This is a genomic window from Neisseria sp. WLZKY-1 (assembly GCF_046546535.1).
Lineage (GTDB): Bacteria > Pseudomonadota > Gammaproteobacteria > Burkholderiales > Neisseriaceae > Neisseria.
On sequence record NZ_JBKGTW010000005.1, the window covers coordinates 17885 to 39828 of the forward strand.

At 61.5% G+C, this 21944-nt stretch carries 22 protein-coding genes and 1 pseudogene; 17 read left to right on the forward strand and 6 right to left on the reverse strand.

What is annotated here, in order from left to right; all coding sequences use genetic code 11:
• Positions 1 to 178: 178 nt before the first annotated feature.
• The 14 genes and pseudogenes from ACLD9W_RS02690 to ACLD9W_RS02755 all read left to right on the forward strand — a co-directional run bounded on the left by ACLD9W_RS02690 (position 179) and on the right by ACLD9W_RS02755 (position 12756).
• Positions 179 to 4021, forward strand: coding sequence for a DUF3683 domain-containing protein (locus ACLD9W_RS02690; RefSeq protein WP_410840579.1), 3843 nt, complete (start codon positions 179 to 181; stop codon positions 4019 to 4021).
• Positions 4022 to 4358: 337 nt separating this feature from the next.
• The gene (locus tag ACLD9W_RS02695; RefSeq protein WP_410840580.1) at positions 4359 to 4889 is read left to right on the forward strand and encodes a membrane integrity-associated transporter subunit PqiC; all 531 of its coding nucleotides are present in this window, start codon (positions 4359 to 4361) and stop codon (positions 4887 to 4889) included.
• Positions 4890 to 4948: 59 nt separating this feature from the next.
• A complete protein-coding gene (locus ACLD9W_RS02700; RefSeq protein WP_009426645.1) occupies positions 4949 to 5239 on the forward strand; it encodes a hypothetical protein in 291 nt (96 codons plus the stop codon).
• 6 nt (positions 5240 to 5245) lie between these two features.
• Positions 5246 to 5467 (forward strand): annotated as a pseudogene (gene trpD / locus ACLD9W_RS02705) (anthranilate phosphoribosyltransferase); the annotation flags it as partial.
• A 191-nt stretch (positions 5468 to 5658) separates the two neighbouring features.
• Complete coding sequence (locus ACLD9W_RS02710; protein ID WP_410840581.1) at positions 5659 to 6390, forward strand: SDR family oxidoreductase; 732 nt, start codon at positions 5659 to 5661, stop codon at positions 6388 to 6390.
• Between the two features lie 300 nt (positions 6391 to 6690).
• On the forward strand, positions 6691 to 7182 hold the full coding sequence (locus ACLD9W_RS02715; protein WP_410840582.1) for a hypothetical protein: 492 nt from the start codon (positions 6691 to 6693) through the stop codon (positions 7180 to 7182).
• A gap of 117 nt (positions 7183 to 7299) precedes the next feature.
• Complete coding sequence (locus tag ACLD9W_RS02720; RefSeq protein ID WP_410840583.1) at positions 7300 to 7599, forward strand: hypothetical protein; 300 nt, start codon at positions 7300 to 7302, stop codon at positions 7597 to 7599.
• A 59-nt stretch (positions 7600 to 7658) separates the two neighbouring features.
• The gene (locus ACLD9W_RS02725; protein ID WP_410840584.1) at positions 7659 to 8168 is read left to right on the forward strand and encodes a C40 family peptidase; all 510 of its coding nucleotides are present in this window, start codon (positions 7659 to 7661) and stop codon (positions 8166 to 8168) included.
• A 95-nt stretch (positions 8169 to 8263) separates the two neighbouring features.
• Positions 8264 to 9532: an RsmB/NOP family class I SAM-dependent RNA methyltransferase gene (locus tag ACLD9W_RS02730; RefSeq protein WP_410840585.1), complete on the forward strand. Its 1269-nt coding sequence runs from the start codon at positions 8264 to 8266 to the stop codon at positions 9530 to 9532.
• A gap of 23 nt (positions 9533 to 9555) precedes the next feature.
• Positions 9556 to 10206 carry a CDP-alcohol phosphatidyltransferase family protein gene (locus ACLD9W_RS02735; protein WP_410840586.1) on the forward strand — a complete coding sequence of 217 codons (651 nt, stop codon included), beginning with the start codon at positions 9556 to 9558 and terminating at the stop codon, positions 10204 to 10206.
• Positions 10203 to 10859, forward strand: coding sequence for a lysophospholipid acyltransferase family protein (locus tag ACLD9W_RS02740; protein ID WP_410840587.1), 657 nt, complete (start codon positions 10203 to 10205; stop codon positions 10857 to 10859). Before ACLD9W_RS02735 ends, ACLD9W_RS02740 begins: the two co-directional genes overlap by 4 nt.
• A 103-nt stretch (positions 10860 to 10962) precedes the next feature.
• Entirely contained in the window at positions 10963 to 11826 is an 864-nt protein-coding gene (locus tag ACLD9W_RS02745) for a hypothetical protein (protein ID WP_410840588.1), read from the forward strand.
• 105 nt (positions 11827 to 11931) lie between these two features.
• Positions 11932 to 12249 (forward strand): YbjQ family protein, encoded by a 318-nt coding sequence (locus ACLD9W_RS02750; protein WP_009426638.1) that lies wholly within the window; start codon positions 11932 to 11934, stop codon positions 12247 to 12249.
• A 9-nt stretch (positions 12250 to 12258) separates the two neighbouring features.
• Positions 12259 to 12756, forward strand: coding sequence for a heavy metal-binding domain-containing protein (locus tag ACLD9W_RS02755; protein WP_410840589.1), 498 nt, complete (start codon positions 12259 to 12261; stop codon positions 12754 to 12756).
• Positions 12757 to 12846: 90 nt separating this feature from the next.
• Here the strand turns inward: ACLD9W_RS02755 and ACLD9W_RS02760 are convergent, their stop codons facing one another.
• From ACLD9W_RS02760 to dsbD, 4 genes are all read right to left on the reverse strand, one after another.
• Positions 12847 to 13473 (reverse strand): NAD(P)H-hydrate epimerase, encoded by a 627-nt coding sequence (locus ACLD9W_RS02760; RefSeq protein ID WP_410840590.1) that lies wholly within the window; start codon positions 13471 to 13473, stop codon positions 12847 to 12849.
• A gap of 67 nt (positions 13474 to 13540) precedes the next feature.
• Positions 13541 to 13888 (reverse strand): type II toxin-antitoxin system PemK/MazF family toxin, encoded by a 348-nt coding sequence (locus ACLD9W_RS02765; RefSeq protein WP_410840591.1) that lies wholly within the window; start codon positions 13886 to 13888, stop codon positions 13541 to 13543.
• Entirely contained in the window at positions 13888 to 14130 is a 243-nt protein-coding gene (locus tag ACLD9W_RS02770; protein ID WP_410840592.1) for an AbrB/MazE/SpoVT family DNA-binding domain-containing protein, read from the reverse strand. The genes ACLD9W_RS02765 and ACLD9W_RS02770 overlap by 1 nt, the downstream gene beginning before the upstream one ends.
• A gap of 119 nt (positions 14131 to 14249) precedes the next feature.
• Positions 14250 to 16043: a protein-disulfide reductase DsbD gene (gene dsbD, locus ACLD9W_RS02775; RefSeq protein ID WP_410840593.1), complete on the reverse strand. Its 1794-nt coding sequence runs from the start codon at positions 16041 to 16043 to the stop codon at positions 14250 to 14252.
• Between the two features lie 294 nt (positions 16044 to 16337).
• Here dsbD and ACLD9W_RS02780 point away from each other — a divergent pair, with 294 nt between their 5' ends.
• Positions 16338 to 17408 carry a serine endopeptidase gene (locus ACLD9W_RS02780; protein WP_410840594.1) on the forward strand — a complete coding sequence of 357 codons (1071 nt, stop codon included), beginning with the start codon at positions 16338 to 16340 and terminating at the stop codon, positions 17406 to 17408.
• Between the two features lie 156 nt (positions 17409 to 17564).
• Entirely contained in the window at positions 17565 to 19331 is a 1767-nt protein-coding gene (gene dnaG, locus ACLD9W_RS02785) for a DNA primase (protein WP_410840595.1), read from the forward strand.
• 137 nt (positions 19332 to 19468) lie between these two features.
• Here dnaG and ACLD9W_RS02790 read toward each other — a convergent pair whose 3' ends face one another.
• The gene (locus ACLD9W_RS02790) at positions 19469 to 20683 is read right to left on the reverse strand and encodes a uracil-xanthine permease family protein (protein WP_410840596.1); all 1215 of its coding nucleotides are present in this window, start codon (positions 20681 to 20683) and stop codon (positions 19469 to 19471) included.
• Between the two features lie 203 nt (positions 20684 to 20886).
• Here ACLD9W_RS02790 and ACLD9W_RS02795 point away from each other — a divergent pair, with 203 nt between their 5' ends.
• Complete coding sequence (locus ACLD9W_RS02795; protein ID WP_410840597.1) at positions 20887 to 21177, forward strand: hypothetical protein; 291 nt, start codon at positions 20887 to 20889, stop codon at positions 21175 to 21177.
• A 278-nt stretch (positions 21178 to 21455) separates the two neighbouring features.
• Here the strand turns inward: ACLD9W_RS02795 and ACLD9W_RS02800 are convergent, their stop codons facing one another.
• Positions 21456 to 21902, reverse strand: coding sequence for a four-helix bundle copper-binding protein (locus ACLD9W_RS02800; protein WP_410840598.1), 447 nt, complete (start codon positions 21900 to 21902; stop codon positions 21456 to 21458).
• Between the last annotated feature and the right edge of the window lie 42 nt (positions 21903 to 21944).

Consider the following 21944-nt stretch of genomic DNA (forward strand, 5'->3'; position numbering starts at 1 on the left):
CGGTGTTTTTGATAAAAAATACCCGCCTGCCGCGTCAAAAATGCTCGCAAGGTGTCCAACCTTGCTGCGCTTTTTTCCTTGTATTCGGGCATTTTTTACTCAAAAAACCGTCTCGCAAGCTGAGTATCAACAGACCCAACAATAAAAACACCAAACACCAAAACACGGAACACAAACCATGACCACCGCCCTCCCCGCCGCAGCCCCCGCGCGTATGCGCGAAATCCCCTACAACTACACTTCCTACACCGACCGCGAAATCGTGATCCGCCTGCTGGGCAATGAGGCCTGGCAGACGCTGGAAGACTTGCGTTCGCAGCGCAAAACCGGCCGCTCGGCGCGGATGCTGTTTGAAGTGTTGGGCGATATTTGGGTGGTGGAGCGCAACCCGTATCTGGTCGATGATTTGCTGGCGCATCCCAAGCGCCGCGCGGCTTTGGTGGGCGAGATGCGCCACCGCTTGGGCGAAATCCACAAGCGGCGCGACGACAATCCGCAGGTTGCCATGCTCGTAGCGGCGGCCGAAGCGGCGGTCAAGCGTTTTGATGAAAGTTTTGACGACACCCGCGCCAAGCGCGAGCGCATCTTGCAGCGGCTCTCGAAAATCACCAAGCCGCACAATATTATGTTTGACGGGCTGGCGCGGGTGACGCACGTAACCGACGCTACCGACTGGCGCGTGGAATATCCCTTTGTGGTGGTCAACCCCGACACCGAAGCCGAAGTCGCGCCGCTGGTTCGCGCCTTAATCGAGCTGGATTTGGTGATTATTCCGCGCGGCGGCGGCACGGGTTACACCGGTGGAGCGGTGCCGCTGGATGCCAACAGCGCGGTCATCAACACCGAAAAACTCGATTTGCACGGCGGCGTGCAGTATGTGCCGCTGGCCGGTTTGGAGGGCAAGCACCCGATTATCCATTGCGGCGCGGGCGTGGTTACGCGGCGGGTGGAAGAAACCGCGCATCAGGCCGGGCTGGTGTTTGCCGTTGACCCGACTTCGGCCGATGCATCCTGCGTGGGCGGCAATGTGGCGATGAACGCGGGCGGCAAAAAGGCCGTATTGTGGGGCACCGCGCTGGATAATCTGGCCTACTGGCAGATGGTCAACCCGCAGGGCGAATGGCTGCGTATCGAGCGCGTGCGCCACAATTTCGGCAAAATCCACGACGAAGAAACGGCGGTGTTTGACGTGCACACGCTGGATTCAGACGGCCTTAAAGTGGTGAAAACCGAGCGGCTGGAAATCCCCGGCCACAAATTCCGCAAAGTCGGTTTGGGCAAAGACGTTACCGATAAATTCCTCAGCGGCCTGCCGGGCGTACAGAAAGAAGGCACCGACGGCATCATCACCAGCGTGGCCTTTGTGCTGCACACCATGCCCAAGCACACGCGCACGGTGTGCATGGAATTTTTCGGCACGGTGGCCAAAGCCACGCCGTCGATTGTCGAAATCCGCGATTACCTGCTGGGGCACGAGAGCGTGCGGCTGGCCGGTTTGGAGCATTTGGACTGGCGTTATGTCCGCGCCGTCGGCTACGCCACCAAAGCGGCGGGGCGCGGGCGGCCGAAAATGGTGTTGCTGGCCGATATTGTGTCCGACGACGAAGCCGCCGTATCCGCTGCCGCCGAGCGCATTTGCGAACTGGCACGCCAGCGCGAAGGCGAAGGCTTTATCGCCGTTACCCCCGAAGCGCGCAAAACCTTCTGGCTCGACCGCAGCCGCACCGCCGCCATCGCCAAACACACCAACGCCTTTAAAATCAATGAAGACGTAGTGATTCCATTGGAGCGGCTGGGCGAGTATTCAGACGGCATCGAGCGCATCAACATCGAATTGTCTATTCAAAACAAGCTTAAACTGTGCGACGCGCTCATCCGATATCTTTCAGGCAGCCTGCCGGTGGACAAAATGGACACCGACCTGCCCAGCGCCGAATTGTTGGGCGACCGCGCCCGCCACGCCCTTGCCCATGTCGAAGCCGTACGGCAACGCTGGCAATGGCTGCTCGATCATCTCGATTCGCCCTTGTCCGAGTATAAAACCCGCTTCGGCGACGCGGTTCAGGCTGCTTCGGAAGCACGCGACGACGAAAGCTGCTTTATCGCATTCCGCGATTTCAGGCTGCGTGTGTCGGTAAAAACCGATGTGATGAAGCCCTTGGCCGATATTTTCAGCGGCAAGGCCGATGCCAAAATCAACGCCGCGCTGGGCAAAATCCACAGCAAAACCGTGCGCGGCCGCGTGTTTGTCGCCCTGCACATGCACGCGGGCGACGGCAACGTCCACACCAATATCCCCGTCAATTCAGACGACTACGAAATGCTGCAAACCGCCCACCGCGCGGTCGAGCGCATCATGCGCATCGCCCGCCGTCTGAACGGCGTGATTTCCGGCGAACACGGCATCGGCATCACCAAGCTTGAATTTCTTACCGACGAAGAAATGCAGCCCTTTTGGGACTACAAAGCGCGCGTCGATCCAGAAGGCCGCTTCAACCGCCACAAACTGATGAAAGGCTCCGACCTGCGCCGCGCCTACACGCCGTCGTTTGAACTCTTGGGCGCGGAATCGCTGATTATGGAAAAATCCGAACTCGGCACCATCGCCGAATCGGTGAAAGACTGCCTGCGCTGCGGCAAATGCAAACCGGTCTGCTCCACCCACGTCCCCCGCGCCAACCTGCTCTACAGCCCGCGCAACAAAATTCTCGGCGTGGGTTTGCTCACTGAAGCCTTTTTATACGAAGAGCAGACGCGGCGCGGCATCTCGGTGAAACACTTTGAAGAACTCGGCGACATCGCCGACCACTGCACCGTCTGCCACCGCTGCGTCAAACCCTGCCCGGTCAACATCGATTTCGGCGACGTAACCGTGGCCGTGCGCAATTACTTATCTGATGCCGGCCACAAACGCACCACGCCCGTGGCCGCCGTCGGCCAAGCCCTGCTCAACGCCACCAGCCCCCGTGCCATCAAAGCCCTGCGCACCGCCATGGTACGCACCGGCTTCCCCGCCCAACACTTCGCCTACAAAGTCGGCAAACTGCTGCCCTTGGGTACGAAAAAACAAAAAGCCGAACCCAAAGCCACCGTCGGCAAAGCGCCGCTTAAAGAACAAGTTATCCACTTTATCAACCGCCCGCTGCCCAAAAGCGTACCCGCCAAAACCCCGCGCGCCATGCTCGGTATCGAAGACGACAAAAGCATCCCCATCATCCGCAATCCGCAAAGCGCAGAAGACGCCGAAGCCGTGTTCTACTTCCCCGGCTGCGGCTCGGAGCGGCTGTTCAGCCAAATCGGCCTCGCCGTGCAGGCCATGCTCTGGCACGTCGGCGTGCAAACCGTTTTGCCGCCGGGCTATATGTGCTGCGGCTATCCGCAGGAAGCAAGCGGCGACCGCCAGCTCGCCGACAAAATGAGCACCGACAACCGCGTCGCCTTCCACCGCATGGCCAACACCCTGAATTATCTCGACATCAAAACCGTTGTCGTCAGTTGCGGCACCTGCTACGACCAGCTCGAAAAATACCGTTTTGAAGACATCTTCCCCGGCTGCCGCATCATCGACATCCACGAATACCTGCTCGAAAAAGGCGTAAAACTCAACGGCGTGCAAGGCCAGCAATACCTCTACCACGACCCCTGCCACACCCCGATCAAAACCATGAACGCCACCCAAATGGCCAGCGAGCTCATCGGCCAAAAAGTCGTATTGAGCGACCGCTGCTGCGGCGAGAGCGGCATGTTCGCCGTCAAACGCCCCGACATCGCCACCCAGGTCAAATTCCGCAAACAGGAAGAAATCGAAAAAAACCTGAAACAACTGCCGCAGGGCGAACCGGTAAAAATGCTCACCACCTGCCCCGCCTGCCTGCAGGGCCTAAGCCGCTACGCCGACGACAACAATATGCCCGCCGACTACATCGTCATCGAAATGGCGCGGCACATCTTGGGCGAAAACTGGCTCGATGAGTTTGTGAAAAAAGCCAACGCCGGCGGGGTGGAGAAGATTAGGTTGTAGGGGTAAAGGCCGTCTGAAAACGCCGATTCCATCACGCACCTCGCTCCCTTCCCTGCGCTTCAAGCGCGGGGGAGGGTTGGGAAGGGGGTGGCAGTTTGCAAAACTGCTTTTATGCCGCAGCCCGGCAGAAGCAACCAGAGCGGCACAAGCCCGCAAATGGAAACGGGCAAGGTTGCAACTGTTTCAAACAACAGCAAAGGCCGTCTGAAAACAGAGTTTCAACGAAGCGCAAATCCCGTTTGAAGGTTTTCAGACGGCCTCAAAGCCCCGCAACATCTTCCTGCCACCGCACGCCTTTCCTATATAATGCCGCCTCTTTTTCCGACCGAGCGCACACATGAAAAAATACCTTTTTGCATCGGCCGCCGCCCTGCTGCTGGCCGCCTGCTCCTCCGCCCCGCCCGCCTATTACACCCTGCCTGACAGCCGCTTCGAGATGCCGCAGCACACGGCGGGCAAAACGGAAACCGCTGTGCGCGTGGAGCTGGCCGATCCACTCGGCAGCGGCGGCCCCGCCTACCAGTCCGACGCCCTGCGCCTCGAACCGGCACGCAGCCATCTGTGGGCGCAGCCGCTGGAGAAGGCCGCCGCCGCCCGTTTCGCCAACGAGTTCAACCGCATCAGCGATGCGCGGCGCTATTTCGTGCCCGCCCACCAAAGCAGCGCGGCGCAGCGCGTCACAGTGTATGTCGAAGCCTTCCAGGGCAGCTACCTCGGCCACACCGTAGTCGAAGGCTATGTTCGCTCGCCCGAAGGCAGCCGCCGCTTCCGTGCCGAAACGCCGCAGCAGGGCAACGGCTACGCCGCCATGATCGAATCCCTGTCACAAGGCATCTCCGCCGCCGCCGCGCAGGCATACGGCCGCTAACCCCCCGCTTTCAGACGGTCTGTAAGTCCGTCTGAAACGTCTTTTCCCATCCAAACCTTATGTCCAAACCGCAAAAATCCGCCCTGCCCCTGCGTGCGGCCGTCGTCGTTGTTCTGCCGCTGCTCACCATCGGCTGGTTTCTCCTCTTCCCCGCACAAACACACACCCGCTTCCTGATCAACGGCATTATCCTGGCCTGCGAATGTACCTTTCTATTCAAATACGTGCTGTTCGCCGTCATCGGCAGCCGCTTGAAAGGCGATATGAAAGCGGCGCGGCAAAACACCCTCCTTTTCCTACCCTTGGCGCTGTTTGCTCTTTATATCTGCCATTATTTCGGCGCATTCTGAAATTTTGTAGCCGACAGCTGGGAATCGCTGTCCATGATGAACGCCGTGCTGGCAGGCGAAACAGGCACGGCTCGGGATATCGTGCTGCTCAACGCCGCTGCCGCGCTATATGCCGACAATGTCGCCTCCTCCTTGTCGGAAGGCATGGCTGCGGCGAGGGAGGCCATAGACAGCGGCCGCGCCAAAGCGAAACAGGAAGAATTCATCGCCGCTACTTTAAAAGGGTGACCGATACGACGTTTTGTTTCGATACTGGGCGTATGGTGAGATGAAATCCTGCGGTCGTACTGGATTGGCTCCCGCTAAACTTGGCCTGGTACAGAACTTTGTGAGTATCGCTACAAGACCCAAGCTGCAAGGCTCTGAACCAAAGGCAGCCTGAAAAACAGGCTCTTCCATCACGCTTAACGGAGAACCACATGAACCTGACCGACAAAAAAATCCTTCTTACCGGCGGCAGCAGCGGCATCGGTGCCGCCCTGGCAGAAGCCCTGCACCGTCGCGGCGCACACGTGCTGACCTGCGCCCGCCACCTGCCGGAACCGCTGCCAGACGGCATTACCTTCCGCCGCTGCGATTTATCCCTGCCTGCCGAACGCGACGCACTGGCCGCATGGGTGCGCGACGAACATCCCGATACCGCCGTTTTAATCAACAACGCCGCCGTGCAGCGCACGCTTGATTTTGTCGGCGGCGAACACGCAGCCCTGCTGCAAAACCTCGCACAGGAGCTGGCGGTCAACCTTGAAGCCCCCGTTGCCCTGACCGCCGCGCTGCTGCCCGTGCTGGCAAGCCAGCCGCAGGCCGCCGTGGTCAACATCACCACCGGTCTTGCCCTCGCGCCGAAAAAAAGCGCCCCTGTTTACTGCGCTGCCAAGGCAGGACTGCACAACTTCACCCGCGCCCTGCGCTACCAAACGGAAGCCGCCGCGCCACACATCCGCGTACAGGAAATCGTGCCACCCCTGGTTGACACCCGCATGACCGCCGGACGCGGCAGCGGCAAGCTCAGTCCCGAAGCGGTCGCTGATGCAGTCGTCCGCGCCATTGAAAGCGGTCGCGCCGAAACATGCATCGGCAAAATATGCCTGCTCAAATGGCTGCTGCGCCTCGCCCCATCCGCCGCCTACCGCATTTTGCGCAACGAATAACCCCGTTCATTCGCACGGCAGCCTGAAAACGGATTTCCCTCCTTTCAGGTTGACAATCCCCGCTGCCTGTTTTAAAGTCCGCGCCATTATTCCGCATCTGCCCCCAAGGGAAAACACCATGCTTATCCGTTCAACCGTTTATTTCTGTTGGTATCGCACCTCAGTGCGGTATCTTTTTGCGTCTGCGTAAAACGAATAAGCAACAGCAAAAAAGCCGCCAGTCACATCCGAACAGGCGGCTTTCTTGTATCCGAACCCTTTTACAGGCCGTCTGAAACCCAAAACTTTCAGGAGCCTGATATGCAAACCGTAAGACAAACCCGCCCCGCCGCTGCAACCGAAATCCTGTACCGCTGCTGCCTGCTCTCCGATGAGGCGCTCGGCGCAGCCCTCCCGCCGCAAAGCGGCCACGCCGCCGCCGAAGCCCTGCTGCCGCAAATCCGCGCCGCCGCCATGCTGATTGCCGCCGAGCGCCACGATTTTTCCGGCCGCAGCCCGCAAACCTTCGCCGACGAAGCCGACTGGTTTGCCGCCCGCATCTTGGTTTTGCGCGTGCGCGCCTTCCACATCGGCATCGGCCGCCGCTCTGTCCTCGCAGCCGCTAACCGCCGCGCCGCCGCCTTCGCCGAACGCCGTGGCCTGCCCTTTGTTCCCGCAACGGCGGTTTTGAGCCTGCAGCGGCACGGCAGCGGCATCACCGTTGCCGACTGCGCCCTGCCCTGCGGCGGCAGCAACCTCGGCCCGATAGAAAACGCCCGCCGTATCGCCGCGCAGCTGCCCGACTTCTCTTAGGGGCTGTTAACATTCAGCCTTGCGGCGGCGTTTTTGGCAAAAAACCGTCCCGCAAGCCGAATGTCAACAGCCCCCAGGCCGTCTGAAACGGCACAAACACACACAGAAAGCCCCTCCATGCAGCAACTGCTCCGCGACAAAATCCGCAATGCCGACTACATCCGCATCATCGAAACGCACAGCGCGCCGTTCAGCCCCGCCGAAACCGCCCTCTTGGCCGAAATCCTCGGCCGCTTCGATTTCGACGTAGTGCAGGAACAGGCGCTGGCGCAGGCCGTGATGCAACAGGCGCGTTTCGACCCCAACGCCCTGCATATTGAAGAATACGACGACGAAGACGTCACCGGTATCTGCCCCCACTGCCTCAACCCGCCCGTGCCGCCGCTGCGCGACTATCTGATGTGGCGCGAAAAATAAACGCCCCGCAGCCGCAAACAGCACAAAGGCCGTCTGAAACCGTTTTTGGAAACCCATCCGTGAAACCCGCCATCCGCCTCCTTCTCTGCGCCGCCCTGCTGCAACTGGCAGCCTGCGGCGGCATCAGAAAACCCGCCGCCACCGCGCACAAAAGCAAACCCGCCCGCACCATCCGCATCACCCACATCGGCCGTACCGCAGGCGGACAGGAGCTGATGCTGCACAGCATGGATCTGGTCGGCACGCCCTACCGTTGGGGCGGCAGCAGCGACAGCGGTTTCGATTGCAGCGGCATGGTGCAGTATGTTTACAAAAACGCCATCGACGTCAGCCTGCCGCGCAGCTCGCGCGACATGGCCGCCGCCAGCCGCACCATCCGCACGCAGGATCTGCGAACGGGCGATCTGGTGTTTTTCAACACCTCCGGCCGTGGCATCTCCCACGTCGGCCTGTATATCGGCAACGGCCAATTCCTCCACGCCCCGCGCTCCGGCAGCAGCGTGCAGACCGAAAGCCTGAACACGCCCTATTACGCCAAACGCTTTGTCAAAGCAGGAACGTTCTTCTGAACATACCGCCCGAACGCAAAAGGCCGTCTGAAACCGTTTTTCAGACGGCCTTTTGCTATAATCCGCGCCTTTCATTCCCTGCCGCCGCAACCGCCATGAACCCCGCACAATTCAAACACGCCGCCGCGCTCTCGGCCGAAGTCCTCACCTTCCGCCAGCCCGCCGACGCCGCCGTTTCCGCCTACTTCCGCTCCCACAAAAAACTCGGCCGCCAAGACCGAGGCGAAATCGCCGAAACCGTCTTCGCCGCCATCCGCCACTACCAAAAAATCGCCGCCGCCATCCGCCGCCCGCACGCGCAGCCGGAAAAAGCCGTCCTCGCCGCCCTCGTTCTCGGGCGCGGCTTCAACGTCAGCCAACTGGAAAACCTCGCCGGTGCGGAAGAAAAAGCCTTTCTTGCCGCCCTCAAAGCCCGCAAAACCGAGTTTTCAGACGGCCTCAACACCGCCGCCGAACTGCCGCAGTGGCTGACCGACACCCTGCGCGGCAGCGGCTTTGCCGACGAAGACATCCTCACCTTCGGCCGCAGCGCCGCCCGCCCCGCCCCGCTCGATCTGCGCGTCAACACCCTCAAAGCCCGCCGCGACAAAGTGCTCGCCGCCCTGCAAGAAGAAGGCCTGAAAGCCGAAGCCGCACCCTATTCCCCCTGGTGCATCCGCCTGCACGACAAAGCCGCCCTGCACGGCCACCCCCTCTTTCTCGACGGCACACTCGAAGTACAGGACGAAGGCAGCCAGCTCCTCGCCCTGCTCCTCGGCGCGAAACGCGGCGAAATCGTCGTCGACTTTTGCGCCGGCGCAGGCGGCAAAACCCTCGCCATCGGCGCGATGACGGCCAACAAAGGCCGCATCTACGCCTTCGACGTTGCCGAAAAACGCCTCGCCAACCTCAAACCGCGCATGACCCGCGCCGGCCTCACCAACATCCACCCCGAGCGCATCGGCAGCGAACACGACCCGCGCATAAGCCGTCTGAAAGGCAAAGCCGACCGCATTTTGGTCGACGCCCCCTGCTCCGGCCTCGGCACCCTGCGCCGCAACCCCGACCTCAAATACCGCCAGTCGCCCAACACCATAGCCAAACTCGTGTCACAGCAGCACAGCATCCTCGCCGCCGCCGCCGAACTCACCGCCCCCGGCGGCCGCCTCGTCTACGCCACATGCAGCATCCTGCCCGAAGAAAACGAGCGGCAGGCCGAACGCTTTTTGGCCGAACATCCCGACTTCGAGCCGCTCGACTGCGCTGAACTGCTTGCCGCCCAAAAAATCCCCCTCGACACCGGCCGCTACCTGCAACTCAACACCGCCGCCCACCACACCGACGGCTTCTTCGCCGCCGCCTTCCAACGCAAAGAGGCCGTCTGAAAACCCGCCCGAGAAAGCCCGCCATGACCGAAAACCGCCGCCCCATCTCCGCCCGCAGCTTCAAACCGATACGCAAACTGGCCGCAGCTATCGCCCGCAACGGCCAAATCACCCCCAACCAAATCTCCTGCCTGAGCAGCGCCGCCGCAGGCGCAGGCGCATTCTTCCTCCTCCTGCCCGGCCAAACCCCCGTCGCCCTCGCCGCCTGCGCCCTCTTCGTCCAACTGCGCCTGCTGTGCAACCTCATCGACGGCATGGTCGCCGTCGAAGGCGGCAAAAAAACGGCGGCGGGCGAACTCTACAACGAACTGCCCGACCGCCTCTCCGACAGCCTCCTCCTCGTCGCCCTCGGCTACGCCTGCGGCGCAGGCTGGCTCGGCTGGCTTGCCGCCCTCCTTGCCGCCTTCACCGCCTACATCCGCGTCTTCGGCGGCAGCACCGGCCTGGCGCAGAGCTTCCGCGGCCCGATGGCCAAACAGCACCGCATGGCCGTCTTAACTGCCGCCTGCCTCCTCGCCATCGCCGAACAACTCAGCCTGCACAGCACCCACAGCCTCACCGCCGCCCTCGTCCTCATCACCATAGGCAGCGCCGCCACCTGCGTCCTGCGCACCCGCGACATCGCCCGCGCCCTCGAAGAGCGTACCGCCAAAACCGACGGAGCGCAGACATGAAAACCCTCCTGAAAAAACAGCTCGCCTGGCTCACCGACCAGGCACTCTGCCTTGCCGTTTCCTTCCTCACCGGCGTCAAACCGCAAAGCAGCCGTCTGCCCGCCTTTGCGCCGCAGCGCAAAATCTACTACGCCAACCACGGCAGCCACGGCGACTTCATGCTGGTGTGGATTTCCCTGCCCCGCCGCTGGCGCGCCGCCGCCCGCCCCGTCGCCGGATCGGACTACTGGCTCACAAGCCGTCTGAAACGCTTCATCATCCGCAACGTCTTCAACGCCCTGCTCATCCCGCGCCACAGCGGCCGCCCGCAGGACATCACCGAGCAAATGGCCGCCGCCCTCGACGCAGGCGACTCCCTCATCCTCTTCCCCGAAGGCACGCGCAACACCGACGACCAAACCCGCCTGCTCCCCTTCAAATCCGGCATCTACCACCTCGCCCGCGCCCGCCCCGACACCGAACTCGTCCCCATCTGGATAGACAACATCAGCCGCGTCCTGCCCAAAGGCAAAATCCTCCCCGTGCCCCTGCTGTGCGAAGTGCACATCGGCCAACCCCTGCGCCTGCACGACGACGAAGACAAAGAAAGCTTTCTTGCCCGCAGCCGCGAAGCCCTCCTCGCCCTCGCCCCCGCCGACACCAAGGCCGTCTGAAAAAGCAGGAAACCCTTTTCAGACGGCCTCCGACAGGCAGAAGGCCGTCTGAAACCATCCCGCCGCCTGCCTTTCAGACGGCCTCCAAACAAAGGATTACCCCGTGCCGATACCCTGCGGAACTTTTCCCGAAGCCGAAAAAACCGTCATCCTCATCAGCAAAAACAGCGGCGGAGAAACCCATTTCGCACAACGCGCCTGCCTGATGACTCTCTTCGGCATCCTCACCCACTACCTGCGCATCGCCCCCGAACGCGCCGAACGGCTTATCCGCGTCTCGCCCGCCTACCGCCGCATCATGGCCGCCGCCACCCCCGCCGACCCGGCTGCCCTGCCCAAGCGGCACAGAGCCGCCCGCCACCCCCTTTCCCTGCACCCCGATGCCGAAATCGCCGCCCTCACCGCCTTCGGCAGCGAATACCGCCTCGCCATGCAAACCGTTTACGGCGAAGACTACGCCGCACAAGGCTACACCGCCGACCTGCCCGACGACTACGCCCAATGGTCGGCCTACTACGACAAAAACGCCATCCGCCCCATCACCGACGGCATCCGCCCGCCCGAACAAAGCCACGGCGCGTTTGCCGACGAAAAAAACGGCATCGAAATCACCGACCCCGACACCGGTGCAACAGAAACCTTCAACAAACGCGACTATCTGATGCTGATGTTCGGCATCATGACCCACTACCTGCGCCTCACCCCCGAATGCGCCGAACAGCGCATCCGCCAATCGCATTTCTACCGCCACGTCCTGTCCGACCAACAACTGCACGCCCCGTACGGCTTGGACTACGTCATGCACGAAACCGTTTATCATTGGGCAATGGAAGCCGCATACGGCGGCGAAGACGGCCTCTATTGGACAAGAGGCTACGACAGCAGCGAACCCGACGACTACACCCAATGGGAACAACACTACTTCCAAACCGTTATCACCCCGCAAACAGGCAGCGCCTTCCTTTGAGCCGTCTGAAACCGCCGCCTGCCGCCGGTTTCTCCTATAATACGAACCCTTTTCAGACGGCCTCCGACCCGTTTTGTTGCCAATCCCAAAGAAAGAGACCCGACCATGCTCATCACCAATATCGAAACCGTTCCCGGCCGCACCATCGTCCGCCACCTCGGCCTCGTGCAAGGCTCGACCGTCCGCGCCAAACACGTCGGCCGCGACATCATGGCCGGGCTGAAAAACATCGTCGGCGGCGAACTCAAAGGCTACACCGAGCTGCTCAACGAAGCGCGCGAAGAGGCCATAGCCCGCATGAGCGAACAGGCGCGGCAGATGGGGGCGAACGCCGTCGTCAACGTCCGCTTTTCCACCGCCTCCGTCGCCGCTGGTGCCGCCGAAATCTTCGCCTACGGCACCGCCGTCGTCATCGAAGACTAGGAGGCCGCCGTGAACCAGCCCGACAACAGCACCCTCTCCCTCGTCTTCGCCTTCTGGCCGATATGGCTGTCCTTAATCCTCATCGCCGTCGGTTTCTTCACCGGCCGCCGCAACGAGAAAAAACACCTCGCCGACCTCGCGCGCCGCGAAGCAGAGTTGCGCCACATCGCCCTAATCGCCGCCAAACACCCACCGCAGGATTTCACCGGTGGCCGCTTGGTCTGCGGCAGCGTCGTCCTCACCTCCGACAGCTTCCGCAACCTCGTCGCCCTGCTGCACAACCTTATCGGCGGCCGCATCGGCGTGTACGAAAGCCTGCTCGAGCGCGCCCGCCGCGAAGCCCTGCTGCGCCTGAAAGAAAAAGCCGCCGCCCTCGGCGCGGACACCGTCTGCAACGTCAAAATCGACACCGTAACCATTTCCCCGCCGACACAGCAGAACAAAGGCGGTCTGGTCGGCACGGTGGAAATCCTCGCCTACGGCACGGCGGGCAACAGCGCCCACTGAACCGGTGCGACAAAAAGGCCGTCTGAAAACCTGTTTGCAAGGTTTTCAGACGGCCTTTGTTATCCGTCGGTAAAACGCAGACGGCGCTTTTCAGTCGATGCCGATGTCCAGACACACGGTTTCGCCGCAATACGCCCTGCCCGCTTCGGTCAAATGCGCGGGTTTGTACGCGGCAAAGGCGTAGGTGATGTCGGCGCGGAAGGTGTCCGCATCAGCCTCGCTGCTATCGCAGCTTAAGCCGGTGGGGATGTCGAGGGCGGCCTTGAGGCCGTCTGAACGGTTCAGCAGGCGGCAGGCGGCGGCAATGTTTGCGGGCAGCGCACCGGCAAAGCCCGTGCCGAAAATGCCGTCGATAATCAGCGTGTAACCGCTTTTCAGACGGCCTTCGAGTTCGTCAGCGGCGATAAATTCAATATTGGCCAAACCCTGCAAACGGCGGCGGTTGAGTTCGGCCAATTCCGACAAACCGCTGCCAGCCACAAAAACAATGTCCGCGCACCAGCCCGCCGCCTGCAACACCCGCGCGATGACGAGGCCGTCGCCGCCGTTGTTGCCCTTGCCGCACACAACCAGCGCCCTGCCCGCTTCGGGCAGCCGCCGCAACAAATCCGCCGCAGCCGCTTGCCCCGCGTTTTCCATCAGCCCTTCAAACGTCGCGCCCTTGTCCACGGCAGCCTGCTCGCGCTGGCGCATTTGTTGCGATGTGTAAATTTTCATGGGGTTCTCCTTTGTGAAGCCGCTAAGGCAAAAGGCCGTCTGAAAATCCCTCGCGGCTTTCCGACGGTTAATCGAACAAAACTGCGCCGATACGCGCCAATACGTCGTCCAATACATAATCCGGCACGGTTTCTTTGAATGCGGCACAGCGGATTTTCCAGTCCAGCGATTTGAGTTGGTGGCAATGGATGTTTCCCTGCGTATCCGTTCCCGTGCCCATCAGGGTGGAAACCATGCCGCTACTTCTGGCCTGCATCGCGCCGCCCTGCGAAATCGGGCAGGCAAACACCAATCCGGTGGCGCGGTTGAACGCTTTGGGCGATAAGGCCAAGGCGTAATGGTCGCCTTTCATTTCGCTGCCGGCAGCAGGGTCAAACGCCAAATGGAAAATGTCGCCACGGTCGGGAATGTACATCACAACACCTCTTCACCGACATCGGGCATCGCTTCCCAGCCCTCTGCGCGCGGCGGCTCCTGCTGCATTTCGGCCAGCAAATCAGCCAATTGGTAACGCGGGCGGCTCACGGCTCTGACAATCAATTCGTTGTCGCGGATTTCGGTTTCCAAACTGTCGCCGATTTTCATGCCAAGCTGTTTCAGCATTTCGGCAGGCAGGCGCACGGCCGCGCTGTTGCCCCATTTTTGCAATCTCAACACGATGATGCTCCTTTTCAAACAGGTAGATACATTGTAGAAACATCTTAACCGGCCGTCAATCGAAAAGGCCGTCTGAAAACCCGGTTGGGGATTTTCAGACGGCCTTCTGTATCACAGGCCTACTGCGCGTGTTTGCGATACCAGGCGACAAACTCGTCGGGCTTGGCAAAGCCCAACAGCGCCTCGCTGCGGCTGCCGTCGGCCTTGACGACGAACACGCCCGGCGGGCCGAACAGGCCGTATTCTTTCAGCAGCGCCTGATGGCCGGGGTTGTTGGCGGTGACGTCGGCCTGGAAGAAACGCTCCATCGGCACGGCGGCGCGCACCTGCTCGGTGTTGAGCGTGTGCGCTTCCATTTCCTTGCACGACACGCACCAGTCGGCATAAAAATCGAGAATGACGGGCGTGGACGGGTCGGCAGCCAGCGCGTCGGCCAGCGCGGCTTTCAGCTCGTCCGCATCGGCGTATTTGTGATGGAGGCCGTCTGCAACGGCGGCAGGATGCAGGGTTAAAAAGGCGTGCAGGGCGGTGCTTTCGCCGCGCCAGCTTTGCAGGCCGAACCATGCGCCGCCCGCCAGCAGGAGGGCGGACAAAACGGCGGCAAAGGTTTTCAGACGGCCGTTCATGCCGCCCAGCTTCGCCAGCATCAGCAGTGCGGGCGCGAGCAGCAGCGCGGTGTACAGCGCGGCTGCGGCGGCATAGGGCAGGAAGGACGAGGCAAGGTAAACGGCAACGGCCAGCAGGATAAAGCCGAAGGCGTATTTGACGCCGTTCATCCAGTCGCCCGCCTTGGGCAGGACGTGGCCGCCGAAGGTGCCGATGATTACCAGCGGCACGCCCGTGCCCAGCGCGAGGGCGTAAAGGGCGAGGCCGCCGAGCACCGCATCGCCCGTCTGGCCGATATAGCCCAGCGCAAAGGCCAGCGGCGGCGCGACGCAGGGGCCGACAATCAGGGCGGAGAGCATGCCCATGCCGAACACGCCGGCGATTTTGCCGCCCGAAAGCTTGTTGCTCTGGTTTTGGAAATAGCTCTGCACGGCATTGGGCAGTTGGATGTTGAAGAGGCCGAACATGGAAAGCGCCAACACCACCATCAGCGCGGCGGCAGCGAGGACGACAGCGGGCTGTTGCAGCCACACGGTCAGCAGCGCGCCCGTCGTGCCCGCAATCACGCCGACCAGCGTGTAGGTCAGCGCCAAGCCCTGCGTGTACACCAGCGTCAGCGCGAGGGCGCGCCCTTTGGAGGCGTTTTTGTCGCCGACGACGATGCTGGACACGATGGGAATCAGCGGATACATGCAGGCGGTGAAGCTCAGGCCGAGACCCGCGAGAAAAAACGCCAACAGATTGGCGTTCAAAGTGTCCCACGAAAGTTTGAAGCGGCTGCTGTCGGGCGTTTTGGCGGGGGCGGACTGTCCCTCCGTCTGCGTTACGGCCGCAGGCGCGGTGAAGCGGGCGGACGGTTTTTCCGCTGCGGGCGCGTTCACCTGATACAGCCCCGCTCCTTTGATGTCGAACGAGGTTTCCGTCGGCGGATAGCACACGCCCGCGTCGGCGCAGCCCTGATACATCACGGTCAGCTTATAGCCGTCCTGCGGTTTGGCGGTGTAGGCGTAGGAAACGGCGGCCTGATGGTAGTAAACCGTCTGTTTGCCGAAAAATTCGTCTTCCTTCTCCTTGCCCGGCGAATAAACGGGCGCGGCAAAGGCCGTTTGCGGCTCGGCGGCGATAGTGATTTTGTCGCGGTAGAGATAGTAGCCGTCGGCGATTTTGAAGCCGATTTCCACACCCTTGTCCGTGGCCTGCACCCGCGGCACAAAGGCTTCCTCAGGCGGCAGCAGCTGCGACGGATCGACGGCAAACGCACTGCCGAGCGAAAACAGGGCGGCAAAAAAGAAAAGCAGTTTTTTCATAAGATATGGCTTTCGGTGAAACGGAAACGGCGGGCGGTTTATAGACATTTCCCGCCACGCTGTCAAACGCTGCGGCAGAAAAGTTTGCGCACGCGCAGAAGCCGGGCATTATCCGCCGCGGTTTGCGTGCCAACCCGCATAAAAACCGCATTTTCAGGTGGAAACGGCACACGGCGGCGCGGCGCGGCAAACGTTTCAGACGGCCTTTCGCCAACGCTTTTGCGCCAAGCCCTTTGAGGCCGTCTGAAAGCGCGGCTATACTGCCGCCCTCCCCGTCCCACAAAGGAAAACACCATGAACAGCAAATCCGCGGGCAGCCGCCTGCCCGAAAAATGGTTCCGCCGCGGCCTGTGGCTGATTGCCCTGATTTTCGCCTCCTTCCTCATCGGCCTGGGCGGCAAAATCATCGGCGATTTGCCGATGACCGTCGAAAGCCGCACGCTGGAAAACTACGCGGATGACATCGGCGCCCGTCCCCTGCGCGAGGAAAAAGGCCGGCTGGCGGCGGAAAACAGCAAACTCGCCGACGCGCGCGACCAAGCCTTCCTTGCGCTGGAAAAACAGCAGGCGCAAACCGCCGCCGAGCAGCAAAGCCTCGACAACTGGCTGGCCACCCGCTCGGCCACCGAACAATCCGAACAAAACCCCGAAGTGCTCGAACGCACGCGCAAAATCGACGGCCTCAAAGCCAAAGAACAGAAACTGCAACAACAATACGACGCCCTGCGCCGCCAACTGCTCGACAACGAACAACAGTCCGCGCGCAACGAAGGCCGTCTGAACGAATTGGAAACGCAGGCGCAGAAAACCAAAGACGCCGACGACCGCCGCACCGAGCTCACCGTTTTCCTCTACCGCCTCGCCCTCACCCTGCCCCTGCTTTTGGCCGCCGGCTGGCTGTTTGCCAAAAAACGCCAATCGCGCTGGTGGCCGTTTGTCTGGGGCTTCATCTACTTCGCCCTTTTCGCCTTCTTCGTCGAACTCGTCCCCTACCTGCCCAGCTACGGCGGCTACGTGCGCTACGCCGTCGGCATCCTCGCCACCGTCCTGATCGGCCGCTACGCCATCACCGCCATGAGCCGCTACCTTGAACGCAAACGCACCGAAGAAGCCCAACCCGCACCCGAACGCAGCCGCAGCCTCGACTATGACCTTGCCCAACAGCGCATCGCCAAAAGCATCTGCCCCGGCTGCGAGCGCACGCTGGATTTCCAACACCCCGAAATGGATTTCTGCCCGCATTGCGGCATCGACATCTTCGACCGCTGCAAACAATGCGAAACCCGCAAAAGCGTCTTCAACCGCTACTGCTTCCACTGCGGCGCCCCCGCCGCCGGAACGGATGCGGACGAAGAGAAACCGTAAGGCCGTCCGAACGCAAAACGGCAGGCCGTCTGAAAGCGCAGTTTCGGCGCAGCCAAAACGGGGAGGCGTGTTAAAATCCGCGGCCTTGTTTTTCAGACGGCCTACTTTTTTGCGCGCCCGAAGGCCGTCTGAATCTTCTCCCTTCCCCGCCACACTATGATTCCATCCGACTTTATCGACGAGCTTTTGGCCAAGGTCGACATCGTCGACATCATCGACGAACAGGTGCCGCTGAAAAAAGGCGGTGCCAACTACATGGCCTGTTGCCCGTTTCACAAAGAAAAAACGCCGTCGTTTTCCGTGAGCCCCAGCAAACAGTTTTACCACTGTTTCAGCTGCGGCGCGCACGGCTCGGCCATCGGCTTCATCATGGAGCATCAGGGGCTGTCGTTTCCCGAAGCGGTGCAGTATCTGGCCGACCGCGCGGGCATGGTCGTGCCGCGCGTGCGCGGGCAGAACGACAATCCCGAAATCCGCGCTGAGCGCAAAAAAAAGCAGCAGACGCTGGAAGAAACCACCGCCGCCGCCGCCGATTTTTACGCCCAGCAGCTCAAGCTCCATCCGGCCGCGCAACAATATCTCGACACGCGCGGCCTGAGTGCGGAAATCATCGCCCGCTACGGCTTGGGCTACGCACCCGACGGTTGGACGCCGCTCGCACAAGTGTTCCAGCCCTACCCCAACAGCCCGCTGGTGGAAAGCGGCATGGTTATCCACAATGAAGAGCAAGGCCGCCATTACGACCGCTTCCGCCACCGCATCATGTTCCCCATCCGCGACACGCGCGGCCAAGTCATCGGCTTTGGCGGCCGCGTGCTCGACGACTCCAAACCCAAATATCTCAACTCGCCCGACACGCCGCTGTTTGACAAAGGCAAAAACCTCTACGGCCTCTACGAAGGCCGCGCCGCCGTCAAAGAAGCGGGGCGGATTTTGGTGGTCGAAGGCTATATGGACGTGGTTGCGCTCGCGCAGTTCGGCATCGGCTACGGCGTGGCCGCACTCGGTACGGCCACCACCGCCGAACACGTCAAAATCCTGATGCGTCAGGCCGACAGCATTTATTTCTGCTTCGACGGCGACGCGGCCGGACGCAAAGCTGCATGGCGCGCGCTCGAAAACGCCCTGCCCCAGCTCAAAGACGGCAAAGCGCTGCATTTTCTCTTCCTGCCCGAAGAACACGACCCCGACAGCTACATCCGCGCCTACGGCAAAGCGCAGTTTGAAGACGCGCTGGTACACCAAAGCAAGCCCCTGTCCGAATACTTCTGGCACGCGCTTTCAGACGGCCTCAACCTCAACACCCAAGAGGGCAAAGCCGAATTGGTGAAAACCGCCTCACCGCTTCTGGCACAGATTAGCGCACCCGCACTCGCGTTTTTATTAAAACAAAAACTCAGCGAACTGGTCGGCATCGACCCCGCCAACCTCGCCCACCTGCTCGGCCAGGAAGCGCCCAAGCGGCACGTCAAAGCCCAAAGCTACAAGCTGCCGCCCATCCCCGCCCGCCGCCCGCAGATGCTCACGCTGACCCAGCAGCTTATCCGCAGCCTGATGGCCAACCCCGCCTGGGTCGTCCATGTCCGCCTGCCCGAATATTTCGTCCTCGACGGCGACGCCGCCTGCCTCGCCAACATCGCCGACTTCATCCGCAGCAGCCCCGCCCTACCCGCCCACGCGCAGATTTGGGAACACCTGCGCGGCAGCACCGGCGAACAGATCCTGCGCGGCATCTACCGCAACGGCGGCGCCGACGGAGACGGCGCGGGCAAAGAAGACGAAGCCGCCTTCGCCGAAGGCATGGACAAACTCGCCAAAGCCTTCAAAACCACCCAAATCGACACCCTCAAACGCAAAGCCACCGCCGAAGGGCTAGATGCGGCGGAAAAACAACTGCTGCTGAAACTGCTGGCCGAGCGGTGAGGCCGTCTGAAAACGCAGCTTTTGCATCGCTGCGCAATACATACGGTTTCGGGGTTGTGCAGAAACCGTGCAGACAAAAAAGGCCGTCTGAAAACCCTGTTTCGGGTTTTTCAGACGGCCTTTTTATACCGAATCGCTTATTCCTGATCCGCCCTGTCGGGCAGCACCAGATTCAGCACAATCGCCAGCACCGCGCACAGGCCGACACCCGCGAAGCTGACGCTGCCGACTTTGAACACCATGCCGCCGACGCCCGTGGTCAGCACCGAGCTGGCGATCACCAGGTTTTTCGGTTTCATCAAATCCACCTGCGCGTCAATCAGCGTTTTCAGGCCGAGCGAGGCGATGGTGCCGAACAGCAGGATCATCACGCCACCCATCACCGGCAGCGGAATCGAGGCGAGGAATGCGTTGAATTTGCCGAAAAAGGCCATGCAGATGGCGAACAATGCCGCCCAGGTCATGATGGAGGGGTTGCTGTTTTTTGTCAGCATCACCGCGCCGGTCACTTCGCCGTAGGTGGTGACGGGCGGGCCGCCGATCAGGCCGGCCACGCACACGCCCAGGCCGTCGCCCGCCAGCGTTTTGTGCAGGCCGGGATCGGCGGCGTAGTCCTGCCCCGTTACTTTGCCGATGGCCATGATGCCGCCGATGTGTTCGATGGCGGGGGCAACGGCCACGGGCAGCATAAACAGCGCGGCCTGCCAGTTCACTTCGGGGCGGTGGAACTCGGGCACGGTAAACCAGTCGGCCTGCGCGATGGCGGCGGTATCGACGATGCCCAGCGCCCAGGCCGCGAGATAGCCCGCCGCCACGCCGATCAGAATCGGGATCAGCTTCATCATTTTGCTGCCGAACACGGCAACGACAACGGTCACGGCAAAGGTAAAGCCCGACAGCAGAAGCGACTGCACATAATCGTATTTCTGCTCGCCGCCCGCCTGTCCCATCGCCATCTGGCTGGCCACCGCCGCCACCGACAGGCCGATCACCATAATCACCGGGCCGATAACGACGGGCGGCAGCAACTTGTTCACCGCGTCCAGCCCGCGCCATTTAATCAGCGCGGCAAACACGAAATACATAAAACCGGCGGCAAACAGGCCGAACATCGTGCTGCCCATGCCCCATTCCTGCATCGCGTAGATAATCGGCGCGATAAAGGCGAAGGACGAACCGAGGAAAATCGGCACTTTGCGCCGCGTGCACAGTTGGAACAGCAGCGTGCCGATGCCCGCGCCGAGCAAGGCCATGGAAGGATTGAGGCCGGTGAGCAGCGGCACGAGTACCATCGCGCCGAAGGCGACGAAGAGAATCTGCGCCCCCGCCACCGCCTGTTTCAGATATTGCATGATTACACTTTCTTTACACAAAACGGGCGGATTATAACGGTTTGCCGTGTGCTTTGCTAAGCGGCTTTACAGAGCGCAAAAGCCGTTTCCCCTACGCGGGAATGATGCTTCCGAAAGCCGCGCACCCGTTATTCCTTTACTGAAACTTCGCTTTCAGACGGCCGCCGCTATACAATCGCCTCCCCCGTTTTGGAGCACAGCCCATGCCCCGACCGTTTTGGCCGTCTGAAAACGCCGCCCTGTTTCCCGACGGCTCGGCGGCGCTGTTTGCCGACCTCAACCGCTTCCGCCACCAGGCCGCCGCCCTGCCCGCCCTCGGCCTCTCCTCGCTGCCCGTCGTGTCGCTGCTTTTCGTGCGTACCATTGAACGTACCTTCGGCCAAATCTGGCACACGGCGCGGCGGCGGCCGCTGTTGAAGCAGTGGGCGGCCTATTGCGGCGTGCTCGTGCTGCTGCCCTTGGGCATCGGCGCGGCGCGGCAAGAGGCCGTCTGAAAGCGTGGTTTCGGCATCGGCCGACCGGCGGGCAGAACCCACAGAAAGGCCGTCTGAAAAAAGGCCGTCTGAAACCCCTATGCGGACTTTCAGACGGCCTGTTTGTATTTGCAAAGCCGCCCGATGCCGCGCGGGAATGGCGTTTCCGAACGCTCGGTTTCGGCGCGGCCGCAAACATTTGGCAAAACCCGCAGAAAGGCCGTCTGAAAAAAAGGCCGTCTGAAACCTGTGTTCGGGGTTTCAGACGGCCTTTCTGCCTGTTTGCATTCAAACGCGCATCAGGCGGCGATTTTTTCGCACTCTTTAATGCAGGCGGTGCAGGATTCGTAGCAAGCTTTGCATTCGGCGTGGTGTGCGGCGTGTTCTTTGCAGGCGGCGGCGCACTGTTTGCAGGCTTCGATGCACACTTTGGCCAGCGCGGGGGTCAGGCGCGACTGTTGGGCGGCAAGGTTTTGCAGTGTGCCGCACAGTGCCAACATTTGGTTGGCGGCGACGGAGCAGTTTTTCATGCTGGTGTCGCCCTGGTTGAGCAGGCTGATGCAGTGGGCGAGGCACACTTGTCCGGCGGCGACGCAGTGGCCTGCGGCCAGGCGCGCGGCTTCGTAGGGATTGGCGGCGGCGGGCGCGGCGTGGTGGTGGGCGTGGTGGTCGTGGGCTTTGGCAAGCGACGCGGCGGCGGCAAGGGAGACTGCGGCGGTGCTGCCGATAAATTGACGACGGTTCATGAGCACTATCCTTTTTGATGGTAAAGTTAAAAGAAAACGGCC